This is a genomic window from Moraxella sp. CTOTU47724 (assembly GCF_032014955.1).
GTDB classification, from domain to species: Bacteria; Pseudomonadota; Gammaproteobacteria; order Pseudomonadales; family Moraxellaceae; genus Faucicola; species Faucicola tetraodonis.
The window spans coordinates 1-21770 of sequence record NZ_DALZSV010000029.1 but is presented as its reverse complement, the minus strand read 5'-3'; the positions used below and the strand labels follow the sequence as shown (position 1 = coordinate 21770).

Below are 21770 nucleotides of genomic sequence, written 5' to 3'. Positions count from 1 at the left end.
TGAATAAAATTTTCTATTAAATTAAAATTATGAAATTATTTATCATAATAATAGAGTATATGATATAATAAAATATATGGTATGATGGTATTGTAGGCTATTTTGCTTGGTTTAAGTGTGGTATGTTTCATAAATAGAAAATGGTATAAAAAAGAGTTTTAGACAGATGATAGTATTTAACCAATTTAAAAAATTTTTGGCACACGATATGGCGGCGGGTATAGTGTTAGCGTTTTCCGCTGTGTTGGCGATGGTAGTAGCAAACTCTCCGATGAGTGACATATACGAGCATTTTTTGCATCTACCTATCTCGATAAAAATCGGCTCTTTTAGTATCGATCATCACTTATTACATTGGATTAACGATGGCTTGATGGTGGTGTTTTTCTTTTTAGTGGGACTTGAGCTTAAGCGGGAAATGCTAGTGGGTGAGCTATCAGAGGTCAAAAAAGTCGTCTTGCCTGCGATTGCTGCGGTCGGTGGTATGATGGTACCTGCGATTTTTTATGCCGCATTCAATTATCAGCACGCAGAGTTGATGAAAGGTTGGGCGATTCCGGCGGCGACAGATATCGCGTTTGCCTTAGGTGTGCTGACGTTACTGGGCAATCGCGTGCCCGCCGCGCTCAAAGTATTCTTGGCATCGATTGCTATTTTTGATGATATCGGTGCGATTATTATTATTGCGTTATTTTACTCATCGGGTCTGTCCATGGCGGCACTGGCTTGGGTTGGGGTATGTTTGGTGATACTGTGGCTGATGAATCGCTTTAACGTCACCCGCACCACCGCTTATATAATGATTGGCGTTTTGCTATGGGCGGCGATGCTCAAGTCGGGGCTACATGCGACGCTTGCCGGTGTGCTGCTTGCGCTATTCATCCCAATGACAGACAACAAGCACCCTGAGCATTCACCCCTCGAATCGGTTGAACATGACTTGCAGGACACAGTCAGTTTTATTATTTTACCGATTTTTGCGTTTGCTAATGCGGGCATTTATCTCGGAGGTACGGGGATATCCTCGCTATTGCATACGGTACCGCTCGGTATCGCACTAGGACTGCTGCTAGGCAAGCCGATTGGGGTGATGCTATTTAGTTGGCTTGGCGTCAAGCTTGGGTTAGCTAGCTTGCCTACCAATGTTGACTGGCGACAAGTATTTGGCGTGGGGATTTTATGTGGTATTGGCTTTACCATGAGTTTGTTTATTGGTGGGCTTGCCTTTGCGGGACTTGAGGTCAAACCGTTTGACGAACGACTTGGCATTATTTTAGGGTCATTATTGGCAGGTATGCTAGGGTATTTTTATCTTAAGAAAGTCTTACCAACCCAAGCGCTGACACAGCAGGTGAGTAACCCTGAGGATCATACCTATATTCGCTAAGCTATTTACCCAAGGGTAGTGTAACGATAAATAAAATCTACAAATGATAGCAACGAATATTGCTATCATTTTTTTATATCAATAATAAGGAAAACACCATGCTAACTAACAAGATAATGGGTAAAAAAGCCGCATGGTTGGGCGGTGGTGTGGCGATAATTGGTCTATTGGCAAGTTGCGCCAGCGTGGCGTACCAATCGCTGCAAAATGGTAAATTAAGCGATATCAAAGAAAGCATTGATAGTGTACCCAAAAAAACGCTGACGCTAAACGGCACCTTTACCCAAAGCTTAGAGCAATCTGAATTTAATGACGGTACCACCAAATACCATGTATTTGACCCAAACAACCTGTTAGCCGAGTATGCCAAAGCGCAAGGTCAAACGGGCGTGTCGATTAGTTTACCTGTCTGCATTGAAGGGCGAGTGACTGAAAAAGGACGTTACGGACATTTAGGAAAATATCCGTATGAGCTGTGGGTGGATAAAATTTGCCAATCCTAGACCAGTCCTATAAGCAGCTTGTCTGACCCTCCCTCATTGACGGTCAGGATCAATTTCAACCAAATCAATGGGCTGGGTATGCAGCGAACCGTCTTGAATCGCAGTTTGGAGCGGATACTTGATGCGCTCTTCGGCGATGATTTGTCGCGACACATGTTGAATCAACTGACGTAACCAACGATGCGCAGGGTGATGCTGTAATAGTGGCGACCACGCCATCGTCAATTCAAACTCTGGAATAAAAAAAGGCGGCTCTTTAATCACGATATCATCATTATTTGCTTGCATGCGCGCCACCCGAGTCGGTAGCGTAGCAATTAAATCTTTATTAGCGGTGAGCATCGCAGGCATCTGATAATGACGGGTAAAGACACTGATTTGACGTTTTTGACCCAGGCGTTGCAACGCCGCATCAATCGAGCCAAGTCCACCAGATTTTTCGGGATTGACTCCAAAACCCACCCCCATGCCTGTTTTAGAAACCCAAACGTGCTGAGCTTTAAGATAATTTTTTAGGTTAAAGCGATTGACATACGGACTATCAGCCGACAACAAACAACTAAAAGTATCACGCCAAATCAGCACTTGGTGAAAGCTTTGTGGTACCTCGTTAAAACGATTAATCGCCAAATCAACCCGACCTTGTTCCATATCTCGATATGATACATCCGATGGCGTCAAAAAGTCTAAAATCACGTTTGGGGCTTCACTGCGCAGCGCTTTAACTAGCCTTGGCACCAGTGTTGCTTCGGCATAATCTGAAGTCATAATCCGAAATACACGACTTGAGGTATAAGGACGAAACTCAGTACGCGGCTCTAATAGCTGGGTTAAATCCGCTAACAATTCTCGTACGCGCGGCTGTAATTCAAGCGCTCGCTCCGTCGGCGTCATGCCTTCAGATGAGCGAATCAACAAGGGATCATTAAACAACTTACGCAAACGACGTAAAATATTACTCATGGCGGGCTGGGTAATGCCGAGTTGTTCAGAGGCTCTGGTGACGTTTTTTTCTCGAAGTAACACATCAAGATGCACCAAAAGGTTCAAATCCACACGTTGTAAATCCATAAATTATTGTTTGTCTAGTTAAAAGTTAAGAAAAAAAGGCTAAAACAGATAGTTTTAACAGAGTTAAAACTTAGCAATAGAACTTAAGTTATTGATTGTATTATACTATATTTTAAATAAATACTAAAGATACGAATCATTAAATAGCTAAATTATGAATTAAAGGGTATAGTGCATTCATTCCATTATTTAAGCCAACTTAAAGCTTTATGAGTGCCAAAATAGAATTCTTAATTTTAACAGACTATTTAATATCACTGTAAAAAATATCACGTATTTTGTTAAAAAAATTGTTAGACTATTTTGGAGATTTAGTTTGTGTCTTAAACATTATTCATATTTTCGGTGTTTAATGCTCGCTAAATATTGGCTTATTAAGACTTTTACTTTTATCACAACACAACTATCATCCTAAGTTTTTTATCCCACCGTCCTCAACAGGAGACTGCTATGTCAACTTACGTTTCAGCGATTGACCATATCCGCGAACTAAAAGCCAAATATGGTAACTGGAAAAACATCAGCGAAAATGATGCTGCGCGTTTGGTTATCCAAAACCGTTTCAAAACAGGTTTAGAAATCGCTCAATACACTGCCGACATCATGCGTCGTGATATGGCAGCTTATGATGCTGACAAATCAAAATACACCCAATCTCTTGGTGCGTGGCATGGCTTTATTGGTCAACAAACCATGTATGCGGTTAAAAAATACTTCGGTACTACTGAACGTAAATATATCTACCTTTCAGGTTGGATGGTTGCTGCGCTTCGCTCAGAATTTGGTCCATTACCTGACCAATCTATGCACGAAAAAACCGCTGTGCCAAAATTAATCGAAGAAATCTACACTTTCTTACGTCAAGCGGACGAAAAAGTATTAAACGATTACTTCCGCGAATTAAATGCGGCGCAAGAAGCAGGTCAAGACACTAAAGCCATCTTAGACAAAATCAACAACTTTGAATCACACATCGTACCAATCATCGCTGACATCGACGCAGGTTTTGGTAACGAAGAAGCGACTTACTTGCTCACCAAACAAATGATCCAAGCCGGTGCTTGTGCTATCCAAGTTGAAAACCAAGTATCAGACGCCAAACAATGTGGTCACCAAGATGGTAAAGTCACCGTACCACACGAAGACTTCATCGCAAAACTTAACGCGATTCGTTATGCGTTTTTAGAGCTTGGCATTGACAATGGTATTATCGTTGCCCGTACTGACTCTGAAGGTGCGTCATTAACGCAAAAACTTCCTGTGTCACGTGAGCCAGGCGACCTTGCTTCACAATACTTAGACTTCTTAGAAGTTGAAGAAGTGACGTTAGAAAATGCAAGCGAGTACGATGTGCTATTAAAACGTGATGGCAAATTGGTTCGCCCAACTCGTATGCCAAACGGCTTGTACTCATTCCGCGAAGGCACCAACATTGACCGCGTAGTACTTGACTGTGTGACTGCACTTGAAAACGGTGCTGATCTACTATGGATTGAAACGCCAACACCAGACGTCGCGCACATCAAATCAATGACTGACCGTATCGTTGCGCAAGTGCCAGACGCTAAGCTTGTTTACAACAACAGCCCATCATTCAACTGGACACTTAACTTCCGTAAACAAGTCATCGCAAAATGGGAAAAAGAAGGCAAAGACATCTCAGCTTATGACAAAGCAAACTTAATGTCTGCTGACTACGACAACACTGAGTTGAATACCGCTGCAGATGAGCTAGCTCGTACCTTCCAAGCTGATGCATCACGTGAAGCCTGTGTATTCCACCACTTGATTACCCTACCTACTTTCCACACTGCGGCATTAAGTACGCACCAGTTGGCAAAAGGTTACTTCGGTGATAAAGGTATGCTAGCTTACGTTGAAGAAGTACAACGTAAAGAACTTCGCGAAGGCGTTGCGGCAGTTAAACACCAAGCCATGGCAGGTTCTGACATCGGTGATGACCACAAAGAAATCTTCTCAGGTGAAATGGCACTTAAAGCAGGCGGCGCCAAAAACACTGCCAACCAGTTTGGTCACTAATTCTTCATTGACTGATTGAGTAAAAAAAACACCTCACGGTATGTGGGGTGTTTTTTTATGAGCCGATAAAATTAAATGGTTTGCATAATTTCTTGATAGCGAAGTTGGAATTTTTTGATAAAATCAATGGTGGTTTGAATACCCATAAACAAAATAATATACGGGTTTAAACTATTTTCGTTCGACAGCTCAACCGCTTTATCACTTGGATATTCACTGATAAGTAACATGTCTTGCTGGCGCTGGGCTTGGATATCCGCAAGCTGCTTTTCAAAATTCGGCTCTGCCAAAATATAGCTGCTAGAGTCATAGGATTTGATATCACTTAAATATTGAATACAAATCGACTCCAAATCTGCCCAGCGATAGGTTTCGGTTTCACGCACCAAATTCTCAATACTATTGACCAATTCATCCAAGGCTTGATAATAGTACCAAATCAACGGCTTGCGCGGGTCATCGGTCAAGCGTGCCGAGGCATTAAATAAGTGCTGTAAATTAGTAAATGCTAGCGTTTCGGGAATAGGCTCATGAATACCAATAAGCTGCTGAGGGACTTTGGCGTCAGGCGCCGCGGGCAAATCAGGCGAGCGGTTTAAATTAGCGCGACCCTCATGGTCAGATTGCGCCACTGGGGTTTGCTCTGATTCTATGCCCAGTAGTTGATTAACGCGGTTTAGATAAGTATTCATGTTAAGCGTAATCAAACTATCATGACTATGCAGACGCGCAAAGGCATAAGAGATTTCTTTTCTTGCTTCATAGGCGTCCATCAGATTGCTCATGTTTTCTTCACGCTGATAGGTAATCGCATTTAAAAACAAACCTGCAGACACCACACCAATGGTCGCTTCAATCATCACAAACGCCCGTGTAAAGGTATTGGTTGGGGTAATATCGCCAAACCCTGTGGTAGTGACCGTGATGGTACTAAAATACATGGCTTCCAAAAATCCCACGTTTTCATGGTTAAACTGCATATTTGGCAAGGTACTATATAAAAAGCCAAATAGCGGAATCAGCGTCAAATAGATAGTGCCATACACAGCAGGCGGCAAGGAGAAAATATCATCGCGCACGATAGGTTTGGCAAGCTTATTGAGGGTAAAGGTTTGTGGGGTGTTACGGGCTGATATGATTGGTTTAGTGGGCTTTTGCGCAAGTGGTTTCATAAACTGCCTAATTTTTTTTGCTTTAGACTAGCATACCCATTCAAAAAGAAACATAGTATTGTAGTAACCCCTGATGGACGATAGAATAAAAAGCTCAAACCAAAAATGCCCCTATTGAGATAAAAAGTTGGGATAAAAATGAAAAAAGCCAACTTACTTTTTATCGGATAAAACAAAACTAGGCAGGTAAGGGATGAATGCTTATTTATGGGGTTGAATGATGCCAAGTATATCAATAACGCTGCTATTCATCTTTAAAATAGGGTTGCAATCAATACAACCCTATTAAACCTAGCAAAAAAGTTACTGGCACTATCAACTAGCTAGATTAACTTCCCATGCTTGATGGGAAGTATAAAAATATGGGAAGTGTAAAAATAAGCAGTGTTACATTAGTGCTGACCTAGCAAATCCTTTTTCATCTCAAGTGATATGGGATTATCGCCTAGCCAAGCACGAAGAATAGCTTGGTCAAAGCCTTCTTCTTTGATATAAGGAAGATCGCCAACCTCATCATAATTTAAGCGAACGCCATGCTCTGGCGAGAACTCAATCGTAAACATTGCCCCTTCTTTGATAGTATTAGTTTTGAACAACTCACCAAACACGTCATCAATCACTGAGGCGATTTTTTGATATTCTTCTTCGCTACTATTTGCTCTGATGCCGTCTTTAAAGGCATTTTCCAGTAACGAGCCCTTGATATTGCGGCGAGACACCATGCGCAATTGCTTGGCATAACGTGAAGTAATGGCTATTTCGGCATCTTCAGTCATTTCACCCAAGTATAGGGCAATATCATAGATACCAATCATAAATTTACTGCGAGCGCTAATACCATTTCGCACGCAGATTTGACCATCTAGTTTTAGGGTAGGGGGAAATAGGGTTTCAAGATCGTTGGTTTTTCCTTTAAATAAAATCATCCTAGCATCCTTATCGTTCTATAACGGTTTTTTCCTTGGATAATATCGAAGTGTCCTTATCTCGCTTCATTGTGTGAATATTGGGGCGAAATGTAAAGTATTATCAATGAATAGCAAGTCATAGAGTGATGATTGGTTAAAAAAAGGGTTAGACGACAACGTACTAACCCTCACCGCTAACCTTATGCCTGTAACAGACTTATACTTGTAACAAACTTAGGCTTGCAACATCGGTTTTAAGAATCGCCCTGTGTGTGAGCGCGCGTTTTGCGCCACGTCCTCTGGCGTGCCCTCAGCGATAATCTCACCACCGCCCGAACCGCCCTCAGGGCCCAAATCCACAATCCAGTCGGCTGTCTTAATCACATCGAGATTATGCTCAATCACCACCACGGTATTGCCTCGGTCACGTAGCGTATGCAAGATGTCTAAGAGCTTGGCGATATCATGGAAATGCAAACCTGTCGTCGGCTCATCGAGCACATACAAGGTCTGACCGGTATCGCGTTTGGACAGCTCTTTGGCAAGTTTCACCCGTTGCGCCTCACCACCCGATAAGGTTGGCGCAGACTGACCCAAGCGAATATAACCCAAGCCGACTTCTTGTAAGGCTTGCAAACGGCGATAAATTGCCGGAATCGCCTCAAAAAATTCTGCCGCATCTTCCACCGTCATATTGAGCACGTCATTGATATTTTTGCCCTTATAGGTGATTTCCAGGGTTTCACGGTTGTAGCGTTTGCCTTGACACGCATCGCAAGGCACATACATATCAGGCAAAAAGTGCATCTCAACCTTAATCAAACCATCGCCTTGGCAGGTTTCACAGCGCCCGCCTTTCACGTTGAAGCTAAAGCGCCCTGCTTGATAGCCACGAGCTTTGGACTCGGGTACTTGGGCGAATAGGTCACGAATCGGACTAAATACCCCCGTGTAAGTCGCAGGATTGGAGCGAGGGGTACGCCCAATCGGGCTTTGGTCGATATCGACGACTTTATCTAAATGTTCTAGCCCAGTGATACTGTCAAACTCTTCGGCAACATGCGTGGTAGCGTTATTGAGCTGTGTGGTCGCTAGTGGCAATAAGGTGCGGTTGATTAAGGTCGATTTACCCGAACCCGACACGCCTGTGATGGCTGTAAATACACCAATCGGCAAGTTTAAGGTCACGTTTTTAAGGTTGTTACCTTTTGCCCCTGTCAAGGTCAGCATCAAGGGTTTGGCTTCGACTTTACCTTTTTTGGCTTTTTCTTTTTTCTCGCTTTCCGCTTTTTTCGCTTGGTTTTTGGTTAACGGAATGGCGGAGTCTTGCATTTTTTCATATTTATCGTCATTGGCGATTTTGGCTCGGTGACGCACGGTTGGCACTGCGATTTTCTTTTTGCCCGATAAATATTGCCCCGTCAATGATTCGGGATTTTTGGCAATGTCTTTTGCCGTCCCTTCTGCAATGATACTGCCACCATGTACCCCAGCACCCACGCCCACATCGATGATATGGTCGGCTAGGCGAATGGCATCTTCGTCATGCTCGACGACAATCACGGTATTGCCCAAATCACGCAAGCGAGTCAACGTTTGCAGCAGGCGATCATTGTCACGTTGGTGCAAGCCGATTGATGGCTCATCGAGTACATACATCACGCCCATCAAGCCTGCCCCGATTTGGCTAGCAAGGCGTATGCGCTGAGCTTCACCGCCCGATAGGGTTTCGGCAGAGCGGGCAAGGGTGAGATAATCTAAGCCCACACTCACCAAAAATTCCAACCGTTCACGGATTTCTTTGATAATTTTGGCGGCGATTTCGCCTTTTGCACCCTCGAGTTTTAATTGCTCGTAATACGCCATCGCTTCGCCAATCGATAGCTTGACCATTTCGGCAACGGTACGGTCGCTGACTTCCACATGGCGAGCGATTTCGTTTAAGCGTGAGCCGTGACAGGCATCGCAGGTGGCATCGGCAAGGTATTTGGCAAGCTCATCTCGCACGATGTTGCTTTGCGTGGTGCGATAACGGCGCTCCATATACGGCAACACCCCTTCAAATGGCACGGTTTTGGTGGATTTGCGCCCCCGTTCATCGACAAAGTTAAAAGTCATTTTGTCTTTACCAGAGCCGTGTAAAATGACATCTTTGTGCTTTTTATCCAGTTGTTGCCAAGGCGCTTCCATATCAATGCCATAATGCTCGGCAACGGTGGTCAGCAAGCCAAAATAATAGGCGTGGCGTTTATCCCAGCCTTGAATCGCGCCTTGGTTAAGCGATTTTTCAGGATGTCCGATAATTTTTTCGGCAGCGAAATATTGGCGTTTGCCCAAGCCATCACACACGGGGCACGCGCCATAGGGGTTATTAAAACTAAACAATTTTGGTTCAAGCTCAGCAACCGAGCGATCACAGACAGGGCAGCTATGTTTGGCGGACAAAATTTTATCTTCAAACTCAGCGTCCATGTCATGCAAGATGGCAATGTCGCTACCGAGTCGTAAGGCGGTCTCCAAGCTTTCGGCAACCCGATTACCCAAGTCATCCCGCACTTTGAAGCGGTCAACCACCACATCAATGGTGTGTTTAAAGGTTTTGGCAAGCGGTGGCACATCGTCAATGTCATAAATCTCACCATCGACCCGCAGCCGCACAAAGCCTTGCCCTTTTAGCTGTTCCATCAACTGGATATGCTCGCCTTTGCGGTCATCGACGACGCGCGCGAGAATCATCAACTTGGTATCTTCGGGCAATGCCATGACGGTATCGACCATTTCGGTGACGGTTTGCGCGACCATCGGCAGGTGGTGTTCTGGGCACATGGGCGTACCGACACGGGCGTACAGCAGACGCAAATAGTCATAAATCTCGGTAATGGTACCTACCGTGGAGCGGGGATTATGGTTGGTGGATTTTTGCTCGATGGCGATGGCAGGTGACAGCCCTTCGATGCTATCGACTTCAGGCTTTTCCATTTGTGATAAAAACTGGCGAGCGTAGGCAGACAGGCTCTCGACGTAGCGGCGTTGTCCTTCGGCGTATAGGGTGTCAAAGGCTAGGCTAGACTTGCCCGAACCTGATAAGCCTGTGATGACGACCAGTTTGTCGCGGGGGATGTCGATGTCGATGTTTTTGAGATTGTGGGTGCGTGCGCCACGGATTTTGATTGCGTCGTGCTGTGCCATATTGAGCTTCTTATTGTGTGTTTTTAAGTGGGAAATTTGGGTAAAAAGATGGGGTTTTAATGGGGGAAATGGGTGGGGGTTTCAAGTTTAATTTTGAAACCTATTTCAACAAATTTGACCAAATATTACGAGAAACTATCAACTGATTAAGTTATCAATTCTGTTAATCATAAATTGCTTTTGGCTCACTGTCATACTTTTTTCATACTCGTAAAATTAACATAACTAGATAAAACATAGCGTTTATTGCAAGCGGTTGTAAACGTGCGGACAATGAAGCTGATGACACTATTAACACAAGTGTTGGAAATATCTTAAATAAAATCATCACTCACATGAGCGATTTTTTATTTTTTATAAAACCCTCAAACCTTGCTATACTTTATTGAATCAAGGAACTAGAAAATTTGTGACTGCAAAATTTGAGACAATAACATGGCAACGTTAACCCAAGAACAAACCGACTTCTTAAAAAGCCACCATATCCCAATGGACAAAACCTTTGACGCCAGCGGACTATCGAGCAAAGAATACAAAGCCAAAATGAAAGAAAATGGCGCGCTCGTTGCTTACGGTGTACCGCCATGCCCAAAAGGTCACACACTCAAAAACAAACAAGCCAACTGCCTACAATGCAACCCCCAAGCCATTGCATCGCTCAAACGCCAAGCCACCCCAGGGGAAGTTTATATCGCCGTCTCACCCAGTCAGCTGCTTGCCAAAATCAGCCTCGTTGAAGACGCGAGCGATATCATCCAGCAATTAAATAGCGAAAATCATGCCGAAATCAACGATTGGGCATTAGCGATGACAGGTCGCACCGATTCCATCGGACAAATGGAAAACCACTTGCAGCAGCGTCTTGCTGATTACCAAGTACCCAGAAAACTCACTGCCGATGGCAAAACCACCAAAGCCTCGGGCGTGTACGACGTCGATGTGCATGATGCGCTTGAAGTGATGAATGAAATGCCTTTTATCTTAAGCGAAATTGATAACGCCGTGATGGACAATTTTCACGCGCGCTATAGCGATAAACAGCTTCGCGAGCAGCAGCAAACTGAGCAGTTAGCCATCGAAGAGGCGGCGCGTAAACAAGCAGAACTTGCCGAACAAGCGCGACAAAAACAGGCTAAACTTGAAGAACAGCGCCAACGACAACAACAAGCCAAACAGCAAAAACTGGCACAAAAACAACAACGCCAACAGCAATTTGAAGCCAAAAAAGCGCAAAAACAACAAAAAATCGCCACCCAAGTGAAGCATAGCCCGTTAGATGGCACGCTAGTGGCTATCCCAAAATCATCATCTATCAAACAGTCACCGCAAGGATTTTTTGACAACCAAAAAAATGTGATGTGGCTGATGATTGCTATCGCGGTGATTTTAGCCATCATGGTAACCGCTTACGCAATGCTAAAATAATGGGGCTGAAACAATAAAGCCAAAATAATGGGGCTAAAATAATTTTTATTGCCAATAAATTCTCTGTGATAAAAATTAGGCATATAATAAGCCGTTTTTGGCAAAATTTTGTGAGCCACCATGTCAGTAAAATCAACGTCAGTAAAATCAACGTCGAGAAATATGAGTCACAACTCCTCCATGAATGCATCCGAAAAAAAAGCGATTGCCGGGTTGGGCGGTATCTTTGCCTTGCGCATGCTCGGACTATTCATGATTGTGCCTGTGTTTGCAGTATATGGCACGCAATATGCACACGCCACGCCGTTTTTGATTGGATTGGCGATTGGTATCTATGGCTTAGGGCAGGCGATTTTTCAGATTCCCATGAGTTTTTTGGCGGACAAATATCCGCGTAAACCGATTATCATTGCAGGGTTATTGGTGTTTGCGCTCGGGGGAGCGATTTGCGCCTTATCAACAGACATCTATATGGTGATATTGGGGCGTTTGATTGCCGGCAGTGGCGCGGTTTCAGCAGTGGTGATGGCACTACTCGCGGATGTGACCCGTGAAGAGCATCGCACCAAAGCGATGGCAACCATGGGGCTGACCATTGCCATGTCGGTAATGGTCGCATTTGGGCTCGGTCCGATTTTGACGCATGTGCTCGATATTTCAGGCTTGTTTTGGGTGACAGTGGCGTCCGCTATTTTCGCCATTGGCTTACTGTGGATCGTGCCCACCCCAAATCGGGTACTAAAGCACAATCTCAATAATCACTCAGTTAAAGCACAGTTTGCTGAAGTATTAAAAATTGCCGATATTAACCGCTTGCATTTGGCGATTTTTGCGCTGCATCTGTCAATGACAGCGATGTTTACCTTATTGCCGCACCAGTTTCATGATGTGCTCGGCTTGACGGTGGCGCAGCAAGGATTTGTGTATTTGCCGTTACTATTATTGGGCTTTATCATTGCGGTTCCATTGATTATCATCGCAGAAAAAAAACGTCAAATGCGCGCCGTGTTTTTGGCGTCTTTAGCGACCTTGGTGGCGGGATTGGTAGTTTTGGCGGTGGCTAGTCAGACCATCGTGGGTTTAATTATTGGGCTTGCGGTTTATTACATTGGCTTTAACAGCCTTGAGGCGACCATTCCGTCTTGGATTTCCAAACGCGCGCCCGTTGCCAACAAAGCGACGGCGATGGGTATTAATTCATCTGCACAGTTTTTGGGTGCTTTTGTGGGCGGTGCCATGGGCGGTATTTTGCTGACCAAACCGATGTGGCTGTCATGGACGGTGCTCGCCATTGTGACTATCATTGCGTTATTGTTTATCCTGCCGATTGCCGCCCCACCGTATTTGACCAGCCTAACGATTACCCTGCCAACAGGTATTGACACGACTGCATGGTCACAGCAAATTTTGGCGATTGACGGCGTGGATGAGATAGTAATGATGCCAAAAGAAAACATTGCTTATCTCAAACTGGATAAAGAAAAATTGACCGATGACACGCGACAGCATTTGTCACATCTTACCGGTCAGACGCTAGCAATTTGATGCAAAGTTTAGTAAAGTAATGGCATTGTACTTGCGCTAAATCTGCAAAGATTTGGCTAAAAACACTATAGCGTTATTGAGAAATTCATTAAGAAAGTTATCAAAAAAATCATCAAGGAAATTCTATGCGCGGCGTAAATAAAGTAATTATTGTAGGCAACCTTGGTTCAGATCCTGAAGTCAAACAATTTGCCAATGGCGGTAGCGTGACGCGTATCGCCGTGGCAACAAGTGAGCAGTGGAACGACAAACAAACAGGTGAGCGCCGTGAGCAAACCGAATGGCACCGTATTTCATTGTTTAATAAACTCGGTGAAATTGCAGCGCAATACCTACGTAAAGGTAGCCAAGTCTATATCGAAGGTAGCCTTCGCACCAATAAATACACCGATCAAAATGGCGTAGAGCGTTATGCCACAGAGATTCGTGCCGACCAAATGCAAATGCTTGGCACGGCAGGCGGCGTTCAAGGCGGTATTGCTAATAACAACACTGCTGGCACAACCTACCAAAACCAGCCCCAAGGTGGTTATAATCAAGTTGGCTACAACCAAGGTGGCAACCAAGCGCCCAATCATTTTGGCGGCTATCCAAACCAAAATAATACCCAAGCTGCGCCACAATCGGGTCAAAATGCAGGATTTGGCAATAACCCATTTATGAATGGCAACCAAGCGCCACAAGGGGCAAATACAGGAAATAATCCGCCTGCCCAAAATCCCCAACAAAATCCAGCCATGGCAATGCCAAAACCAGGCGCAGTTGATGATGATATCCCATTCTAGACTTTAATTTTTACTAGGTTTAAAAAAAATCCTTGCACAGTCACACTGTCGCAAGGATTTTTTATGCCGTTTTTTCTGATAGTAGCCTGCTAGTGAGGTGCAAGATTTAAGGTACGAGGTTTAAGGGTTACAAGGTTTAAGGCGCAGGGTTCGGGTGTAAGGTCTGCACCGCTTCGATATCAGCCAATACCTCTTGGGACAATACCAAGTCTACGGACGCGATATTGCTGGCTAGTTGCTCAATGGTGGTTGCCCCAATGATGTTGGCAGTCACAAACGAGCGGCTATTGACAAACGCCAGTGCCATTTGTGCCATATCTAGATTATGTTTTTTAGCGACTTCGGCATAGGCTTGGGTGGCTTGCTGCGCTTGCTCATTCAAATAACGGGTAAAATGGCTATAAAGGCTCAAACGACTATTGGCAGGCTTGTTACCGCCCAAATATTTGCCTGATAACACCCCAAAGGCTAGCGGTGAGTAGGCAAGTAGTCCAATTTGCTCGCGGTGACTGATTTCTGCCAGTCCCACTTCATACAAGCGATTGAGTAGACTATATGGATTTTGTATGGTGATAGGTCTAGCAAGCCCATGTTTATCGGCTTCTGCTAAGTAGCGCATGACGCCCCAGGGGGTATCATTGGATAACCCATAAGCACGGATTCGACCTTTGGTGATTTCATCATTGAGGGCTTCGATGGTTTCCAAAAATGGCGTCAATTCTTTGGTGTCTTGCTGCGCCATATTTTCTGTATAGCCGCGTTGACCAAAAAAGTTGGTCTGACGCTCTGGCCAGTGTAGCTGATAAATATCGATATGGTCGGTTTGCAAACGCTGTAGATTGCTATCTAATGCCGCACGAATGGTTTTTTTATCAAACTTGGTATTGCCATCGCGCAAAAAGTCATTGCGAGAGATTTTACTCGCCAATACCACCTCATTTCGCTTGCCTGTCTTGGCAAACCAGCTACCCATAAAGCGCTCGGTATCACCCTGTTTGTCTTTATCAGGGGGTGACGGATACATCTCAGCGGTATCCCAAAAGTTCACACCTTGGGCAAGGGCATAATCCATTTGTTCATGGGCATCCGGCTCGCTGTTTTGCTGTCCCCAGGTCATGGTGCCTAAGCAAATTTTGGAGACGCTATCGCCCAGTTGTGGCAATGTATCAAATTGCATGCTATTTTCCTTGTGTTTTGCATTATAGTTTTAACCAGCTTAGTGAGGTGATTGTAGCAAACTCATGGTGATAAAGTCGGTTGCAAATTGTAGTAAGTGCGGCAGGTAGCCGCAATAAACAGTCCGCCCAAAACAAGCCTGACAAAATTTTGATTTTTTATGGATTGACATTACAACGCAATAAAAATCAGTTATGATAAAGCGTTTCATTTTAGTTAGAAAAATATTCGAGTGTTGGCGCAGAGTGGGTTCAAAATTTTGCGCTAATGGCAATTTTTATCCTGCATGAATTATTTGATTGTTGGTTAAGCTGCTTGTGGATTGTGTCACTTTATTGATGTCAAAAATATTGGTGTCAAAAATCATTGTAAAAGGTATTTAAGTTTGGCAAATGTCAATTCATTACGTCCGACAAAACTATGGTGGCTGGTAGGTCTGGTTTTGCTTTGCTTAAGCTTGTTGATTCAGCTACCTGCAGCGTGGTTGCTGCAAAAATTTGCCCCAAACAACCCTTACTTGCAGCAAATATCCGGCAACCTTTGGCAAGGTCAAGCCAATTGGCAAATCAATGCACGCCCCAATACGCCGCTGGCGGGTAGTGTCGATTGGCGCTGGCAGCCGTGGCATTTATTGATGGGCAAACTGGGTCTAGCGGTCGATATCCGCTCTGGTAAAACCGACTTGCAAGGCGTGGTCAAATTCAATAAAACCAGCTGGCAAGCCAATGATTTTAATGGCAAAATCAGCCCTGATACATTGGCGCAGTTGGTCAGTTGGCAATTACCCGACACACCGATTACCATCAAAGAAGTGTCGATTGAAAAAAATAAGCAAGGCTATCAAACGGCCAAAGGCAGCATGAATTGGGCAGGCGGTGATTTGGGGTATCCCACAGGCGGCAAAACCTACCTGATTAAACTCCCCACCATGCAAGGCAACTTAAGCGCCGATAAAGCAATTGTCCAGCCAATAGCCGACAATGGTATTAATAATAGCAACAAGGCAGCGCAAGGTAAAAGCTTGCATTTAGCCCTTACTACACCGCAAGCCGAGCGATTGGGGGATTTTTATCTTGACCAAGATAATATGCTCGATGTGTCATTGACCCAGCGGCTGCTCAAAAATATGCCAGCGTACCAAGGCAAAGGGGCTGATGACAGTGTGGTGGTATCCATTCGTCAGCCTTTGACCAGTATGGGTAATTAGAGACGTAGCGATGATAGCAGATATGATAAAAGCCACCCAGCGCACCTCGTTGAGCCGTAAAACAACGACTGGTAAATTTGTGCCGATGGCGGTGGTAGAAAAACTGTATCCTTGGTTGCTATTGGCAGCTATTTTTTGGTTGGTGTGGCAATTAAGCCAAGCGATTTGGCTATTGGTTGCCCCGCCCAAACCCCCCGCACTCACCCCAATCCCCTTGCAGACGAACTTGGTCGCACAATCTGCCAATAGCAATGCGTTGGATTTTTTTGCTCAGCCAACTGCCCCGCAAGCACCGGCAGCGACACCCCCAGATATTAAAGTGGTGGGCGTGACCATTGCCACCCCGGAGAGTCAATCGTATGCAATTTTGACCGCCAATGGTAAAACCTTAAGCTATCGTATCAACGACATGATTGATGGCAGTGGTTATAAATTGGTTAAAGTCGCAGCCGATTTTGTAATAGTGGCAGATGCAAGCGGTCAAACCAGTAAAGTGCCATTTGGGCAACCGTTTTTTCTTGACCAAAGCGAGGCTATCAGAGCCAAAGCGCAAGCCAACGGTGCAGCAGGCGTGGGCAACGGCTCAAATATGGGACAAACCCCCACACCGAGCTTAGGCGGAGCTGCGCCACAAGCGATTGGCGGCGCGCCAGTGGCTACAGGCGATCCCCATGATCGAGAGGATTCTGCGCCCAATATTGCGCCGTCAAATGGTGCCAATACCTCGCCAAGCGGTGCATCGTCAGCCATTGGTGGGGCGATTCAAGGGCTTCAGCAAAATGCTTCAGGGTATCTAAGCCAAATGGGTGTGGCAGCAACAGGGCAAGGCTATTTGGTGACCGATGCGATGTCCGCAGGACTAAAAAACCGATTGGGGCTACAAACAGGGGATAAAGTCATCTCCGTCAATGGACAAAACGTGGGTCAAAACCCAACGCAAGATGCCCAGCTACTACGTCAAGTACAACAAGCAGGACAAGCGCAAATCCAAGTTCAGCGCGGCGACCAAGTCGTGACAGTACGCCAGTCATTTTGATAAAAGATAGTAAAAAGTTACAGACGTCATCGCTACGTGAGACACAAGTCGGTGATATGCGTTAAAAATTGATAAGGTTCATTATGAAATACCCAACCATGCTAAAGCCACTATTTTTGAGCACGACACTGGCTATGAGTATCATGCTTAGCAGTGGTCTGTCAGCTGCCCATGCAGCCACTGGCTATAAAGTGCATTTGCAGGACGCCGATATCAAGGCGTTTATCGACCAAATTGCTACCATCACGCAAAAGAACTTTGTGCTAGACCCACGCATTAATGGCAATGTGACGGTAATTTCAAACAAACCCTTATCCCGTCAAGAAGTGTATGACTTGTTTTTAGCCGTGATGAAAGTCAATGGTATTGTAGCGATTGATCGCGGGCTGACCACAGAGCTGGTCCCTGATACCGTTGCCAAGCAAGCAGGGGTGGACGTGGATTTGCGCGGTAATACCGCAGGTAGCCAAATGGCGACCCGCATCTATTATCTCACCAACACCAATGCCAATGATATCTTAAACGTCATCCGTCCGATGATGCCGCCGTATGCCAATGCCGCTGTGGTGCCAAATGTCAATGCGATTATCCTATCTGACCGCGCCGACAGCCTCAATCAATACGCAAAATTGATTAGCGATCTTGACAGCAATATGAATGACAAGCTGACCATTATTCCGCTGCGTCATGTCGATGCCAAGCGCATGATGGATTTATTAAGCTCACTGACAGGTACGGGCGGTGGTACAGCGCCAGCTGCTGCGGGTCAATCAGGGCAACCTGCTGTGGCATCAACCGGTGGCAGCCTGATCAATATCATTGCCGACCCGATTTCTGATAGGCTGCTCGTCAAAGGTAGTGCCGAGATGACAGCCAAAGTACAGCGAATGGTAGAGCAGTTAGACACCGTGCCAACGCAACGTCTCAGTGGGCTTCGCGTGTTTCGTCTAAAATATGCCAGTGCCACCCATATTGCAGAAATGCTACGCGGACTGCTTGCCTATCAATCCATCAATAGCTCAGGTGACCAAACCACCTTGCAAGCAAGCTCAATGTTTCAATCTAGTAGCGATACCAGTAATAACAGCGCAGCCACCACCAATACCGCAGCCTCACCCACAGGCTCACCGCTTAATACGTCCTCCACTAGCAACACAACGACTACGCAAAACAGCGGCTATCAAGGTAGACCTTTTAGTATTATCGCTGACCAAACCCAAAATTCCGTCATCGTCAATGCCAACCCAGAGTTAATGGTAGAAATCGAAAACGCTATTAATGAGCTAGATACCCGCCGTGACCAAGTGTTGATTCAAGCAGCGATTATGGAAATCTCAGGCAATGATACCCAGCAACTTGGCGTACAATGGGCAATGGGCAATGCCAATAGCGGCGTAGGGGTAATTAACTTCAATAACATCGGTGCATCCGCAGTAGGACTGGCATCTGAGATATTAAGGAAAACCCCAGGTACGGCAGCAGCCTCCGTGGCAGGCGCGCTGTTGGGGATTGGTACGAGTAAAACCGATAGTAACGGTAATCGTGAGTTTTATGGTGCGATTTTGCAAGCCATCAATAAAACCAACAATGCCAATCTGTTATCCATGCCCTCTATTTTGACGTTGGATAACGAAAAAGCCAATATTTTGGTAGGGCAGAACGTGCCATTTGTGACCGGCTCTTATACCACGGCAAGTAACTCATCAACCACGCCGTTTCAAACCGTGAGCCGTCAGGATGTCGGTATCAATCTTAATGTCATTCCGCATATTGGCGATAATGGTTCAGTGCGACTTGAGATTTCGCAGGAAGTGTCCTCCATTGTCGACGGTACCCTCAATAACGTGAGCGGTGTCGTCACCAACAAGAATTTAATCAAAACCACCATTTTAGCGGATAACCAACAAACCGTGGCATTGGGTGGTTTGATGCGTGATAACAGCACCTATGGTCAGCAAAAAGTCCCAGGATTGGGTGATGCGCCGATTATTGGTAATTTATTTCGCTCAAAAAGCAAAAACTCGGACAAAACCAATCTGATTGTATTTTTACAGCCGACCATTTTGCGAAATGGTAGCGCGGTGGCAAGCGTGACAGAAAAAAGCTTAGACGGTATTCGTACCATGCAACTGGTAATTGACAAAAACGGTACGCTCAAACAAATCCCACTTAATATCAATGCCATGTTCCCCAATACCAACAGGGTGCAAAATGGCATCAAATTGCCAACAGACGACTTGGTTACCCCAGCCGCGCAAAGTTTATCAAACACGCCAAGAGTGTATGCCAATGGTGTCGATATCGTCACGCCGGCGTCATCAAACGTGTCTCGCAAAGGCAGTTCATCGACCACAACTGTCACTCGCCCAGCGAGCAACACCGTCACCCAATCTACCGTTACCCAATCTAAAGCGCAGACAGGGCAGGGCGCAAAGATGGCTCAAACGCCTGTGGTGATTGCGACCCCGCCTGCGGTGCAGACCATCACCGTGACAAATCCCTAAAAATGTCCCATAATGCCAAGCATAATGATACTATTAAATACCCCTTAGGAGTAGGAGACTTGCATGGATAATCAGCAAACTAATGCAGTAAATACGATGAACCTTACCGAAAACTCACAAGGCACTTCATGGCAACTCATTGGGCTGTCACCAGCGTTGGCGGATTTAACCATTGATATTGATAAAAGCTTAAGCATCGGACGTAGCGATAGCAATGATTTGGTATTAGCAACCTCACAAATCTCTCGCCAACACGCCAAGATTAACCGTATTGGTGAGCAGCTGTATGTACAAGACTTAGGTTCAAGCAATGGTACCTTTATCAATGGTGAGCGTATCGGTACAGACGCGCATGCTTTGCAAGCCACCGATGAACTTGCTTTTGCCGACTTGGTATTTTTGGTGGTAAATGCCCCAGTCAACGCACTGGATGATGATAGTTTTCTCGATAGTTTACAAGACATTGAGAACTTCACACCCACCACTGACATTCATACCCAAACTGAATCGACTGCATCGGTTGAGCCATCATCACTGAACGCTGCAGCCAACACCGCGCCTGTGATAGATGTCGTTACCACGCAAGATTTTTTACCTAGCGAGCAGCTGACCAACACTCACGTCGAAAAATCCGTACCTTCTACACCGACAACAGTGGATGTAGCAAGCGTTGATAACTCACCATCGCCGCTACTCAATACGCCGGCTCAGACGCCTGTCGTCACTGAGGCAATACCATCACAGCCCGTTGTCCCATCCGTTCAGGTCTCAGCCGTTCAGCCAGCGCAACCATCGCCAGTTAGTACAGTAGAAGCTGATGCAATCAAACCTGCAGCAAAGAAAAACGCCACAGTCGCGATAATAATCGTGGTAATTATTGCGCTGATTATTGCATCCGTGTTGTTGATGTATTAGCGTTTAGGTAGCAAATAAGCGGTGCACAGCGCCTAAAATGGGGATTTGAATCATTAAATTTACGTTTTAGCAAAAAAAATGAAAAAAAACTAAAAAAACGCTTGCAAGATTAAAAATATTTGCTAAAATGCTCACCACTTTCAAGCGATACGCCGGCTTAGCTCAGTTGGTAGAGCAACTGACTTGTAATCAGTAGGTCGCCAGTTCGACTCCGGCAGCCGGCACCATCCTTTAACACATCGTGTTAAGCGTACCTTGAAAGACAACTATGGTGGGGTTCCCGAGCGGTCAAAGGGGACGGACTGTAAATCCGTTGCGAGAGCTTCGAAGGTTCGAATCCTTCCCCCACCACCATTTGCCTGCTATTGTTATCTGAATATTCCCTAATCACGTTAACAGTAAGTCCAGTATGCTTGGGCGGGTCGCATTGCGGGTGTAGTTTAGTGGTAGAACTTCAGCCTTCCAAGCTGATCGTGCGGGTTCGATTCCCGCCACCCGCTCCATTATTCTAAACCAAAGTTTTGCTCATATAGCTCAGAGGTAGAGCACTCCCTTGGTAAGGGAGAGGTCCCGAGTTCAACTCTCGGTATGAGCTCCAGTTTTATAGAAAATACATTGAGATAAACCAAAAAATAGTTGAGGCAGCACAGATGTGTTGCCTTTTGTTTTAGCAATAACAAAAAAGTTTACCCATAAAGATGAAGGCTATGGAAAAAACTTGAAATTTATGTTAAATTTGCTATTTTAGTGACCTAGCAACACTCAAATTGGCAACACCAGCACTGGCAATACAGATACACCAGTTGGTTTATAGCTTTGAGCTAGGGTATTGCTAACAGTTTAACAATGATCAGAGGATTAAATTATGGCAAAGGCCAAGTTTGAACGTACTAAACCACACGTTAAC

15 protein-coding genes and 4 tRNA genes are annotated in these 21770 nt (G+C 45.2%); 14 read left to right on the top strand and 5 right to left on the bottom strand.

All coding sequences use genetic code 11. The features are described from left to right. Positions 1–169: 169 nt before the first annotated feature. Positions 170–1387, top strand: coding sequence for a Na+/H+ antiporter NhaA (gene nhaA, locus RTR63_RS07285; RefSeq protein ID WP_409418206.1), 1218 nt, complete (start codon positions 170–172; stop codon positions 1385–1387). Positions 1388–1485: 98 nt separating this feature from the next. Continuing rightward, entirely contained in the window at positions 1486–1890 is a 405-nt protein-coding gene (locus tag RTR63_RS07280) for a hypothetical protein (protein ID WP_312523496.1), read from the top strand. A gap of 33 nt (positions 1891–1923) precedes the next feature. Here the strand turns inward: RTR63_RS07280 and RTR63_RS07275 are convergent, their stop codons facing one another. Next, a complete protein-coding gene (locus RTR63_RS07275) occupies positions 1924–2961 on the bottom strand; it encodes a LysR family transcriptional regulator (protein WP_007116083.1) in 1038 nt (345 codons plus the stop codon). Positions 2962–3411: 450 nt separating this feature from the next. On the opposite strand from RTR63_RS07275, the gene RTR63_RS07270 reads away from it, so the two are divergent. After that, positions 3412–5001 (top strand): isocitrate lyase, encoded by a 1590-nt coding sequence (locus RTR63_RS07270; RefSeq protein WP_076774963.1) that lies wholly within the window; start codon positions 3412–3414, stop codon positions 4999–5001. A gap of 71 nt (positions 5002–5072) precedes the next feature. On the opposite strand, the gene RTR63_RS07265 is transcribed toward RTR63_RS07270, so the two are convergent. From RTR63_RS07265 to uvrA, 3 genes are all read right to left on the bottom strand, one after another. Next, positions 5073–6173 (bottom strand): potassium channel family protein, encoded by a 1101-nt coding sequence (locus tag RTR63_RS07265; protein ID WP_050325783.1) that lies wholly within the window; start codon positions 6171–6173, stop codon positions 5073–5075. 392 nt (positions 6174–6565) lie between these two features. Then, a complete protein-coding gene (locus RTR63_RS07260) occupies positions 6566–7099 on the bottom strand; it encodes a chalcone isomerase family protein (RefSeq protein WP_312523493.1) in 534 nt (177 codons plus the stop codon). 216 nt (positions 7100–7315) lie between these two features. Further along, the gene (gene uvrA / locus RTR63_RS07255) at positions 7316–10270 is read right to left on the bottom strand and encodes an excinuclease ABC subunit UvrA (RefSeq protein WP_312523491.1); all 2955 of its coding nucleotides are present in this window, start codon (positions 10268–10270) and stop codon (positions 7316–7318) included. Between the two features lie 435 nt (positions 10271–10705). Here uvrA and RTR63_RS07250 point away from each other — a divergent pair, with 435 nt between their 5' ends. The 3 genes from RTR63_RS07250 (at position 10706) to ssb (ending at position 14025) form a co-directional block, all read left to right on the top strand. After that, positions 10706–11695, top strand: a complete 990-nt coding sequence (locus RTR63_RS07250; RefSeq protein ID WP_312523490.1) for a hypothetical protein — start codon at positions 10706–10708, stop codon at positions 11693–11695. Positions 11696–11875: 180 nt separating this feature from the next. Then, positions 11876–13240 (top strand): MFS transporter, encoded by a 1365-nt coding sequence (locus tag RTR63_RS07245; protein WP_312523504.1) that lies wholly within the window; start codon positions 11876–11878, stop codon positions 13238–13240. Positions 13241–13365: 125 nt separating this feature from the next. Next, positions 13366–14025, top strand: a complete 660-nt coding sequence (gene ssb / locus RTR63_RS07240; protein ID WP_312523488.1) for a single-stranded DNA-binding protein — start codon at positions 13366–13368, stop codon at positions 14023–14025. Between the two features lie 136 nt (positions 14026–14161). Here the strand turns inward: ssb and RTR63_RS07235 are convergent, their stop codons facing one another. After that, positions 14162–15202, bottom strand: coding sequence for an NADP(H)-dependent aldo-keto reductase (locus RTR63_RS07235; RefSeq protein ID WP_050325776.1), 1041 nt, complete (start codon positions 15200–15202; stop codon positions 14162–14164). A 384-nt stretch (positions 15203–15586) separates the two neighbouring features. Between RTR63_RS07235 and gspN the strand changes: the two genes are divergently transcribed. The 8 genes from gspN (at position 15587) to RTR63_RS07195 (ending at position 21461) form a co-directional block, all read left to right on the top strand. Continuing rightward, the gene (gene gspN / locus RTR63_RS07230; protein ID WP_312523485.1) at positions 15587–16408 is read left to right on the top strand and encodes a type II secretion system protein N; all 822 of its coding nucleotides are present in this window, start codon (positions 15587–15589) and stop codon (positions 16406–16408) included. 10 nt (positions 16409–16418) lie between these two features. Further along, complete coding sequence (locus RTR63_RS07225) at positions 16419–17444, top strand: type II secretion system protein N (RefSeq protein WP_312523483.1); 1026 nt, start codon at positions 16419–16421, stop codon at positions 17442–17444. 83 nt (positions 17445–17527) lie between these two features. Beyond that, positions 17528–19948: a type II secretion system secretin GspD gene (gene gspD / locus RTR63_RS07220; RefSeq protein WP_312523481.1), complete on the top strand. Its 2421-nt coding sequence runs from the start codon at positions 17528–17530 to the stop codon at positions 19946–19948. 63 nt (positions 19949–20011) lie between these two features. Beyond that, positions 20012–20863 carry an FHA domain-containing protein gene (locus RTR63_RS07215; RefSeq protein ID WP_312523479.1) on the top strand — a complete coding sequence of 284 codons (852 nt, stop codon included), beginning with the start codon at positions 20012–20014 and terminating at the stop codon, positions 20861–20863. Between the two features lie 151 nt (positions 20864–21014). Then, positions 21015–21090 (top strand) — tRNA-Thr (locus tag RTR63_RS07210). 43 nt (positions 21091–21133) lie between these two features. Further along, positions 21134–21217, top strand: a tRNA-Tyr gene (locus tag RTR63_RS07205). 75 nt (positions 21218–21292) lie between these two features. Beyond that, positions 21293–21366, top strand: a tRNA-Gly gene (locus tag RTR63_RS07200). 20 nt (positions 21367–21386) lie between these two features. Then, positions 21387–21461, top strand: a tRNA-Thr gene (locus RTR63_RS07195). Positions 21462–21770: the final 309 nt, after the last annotated feature.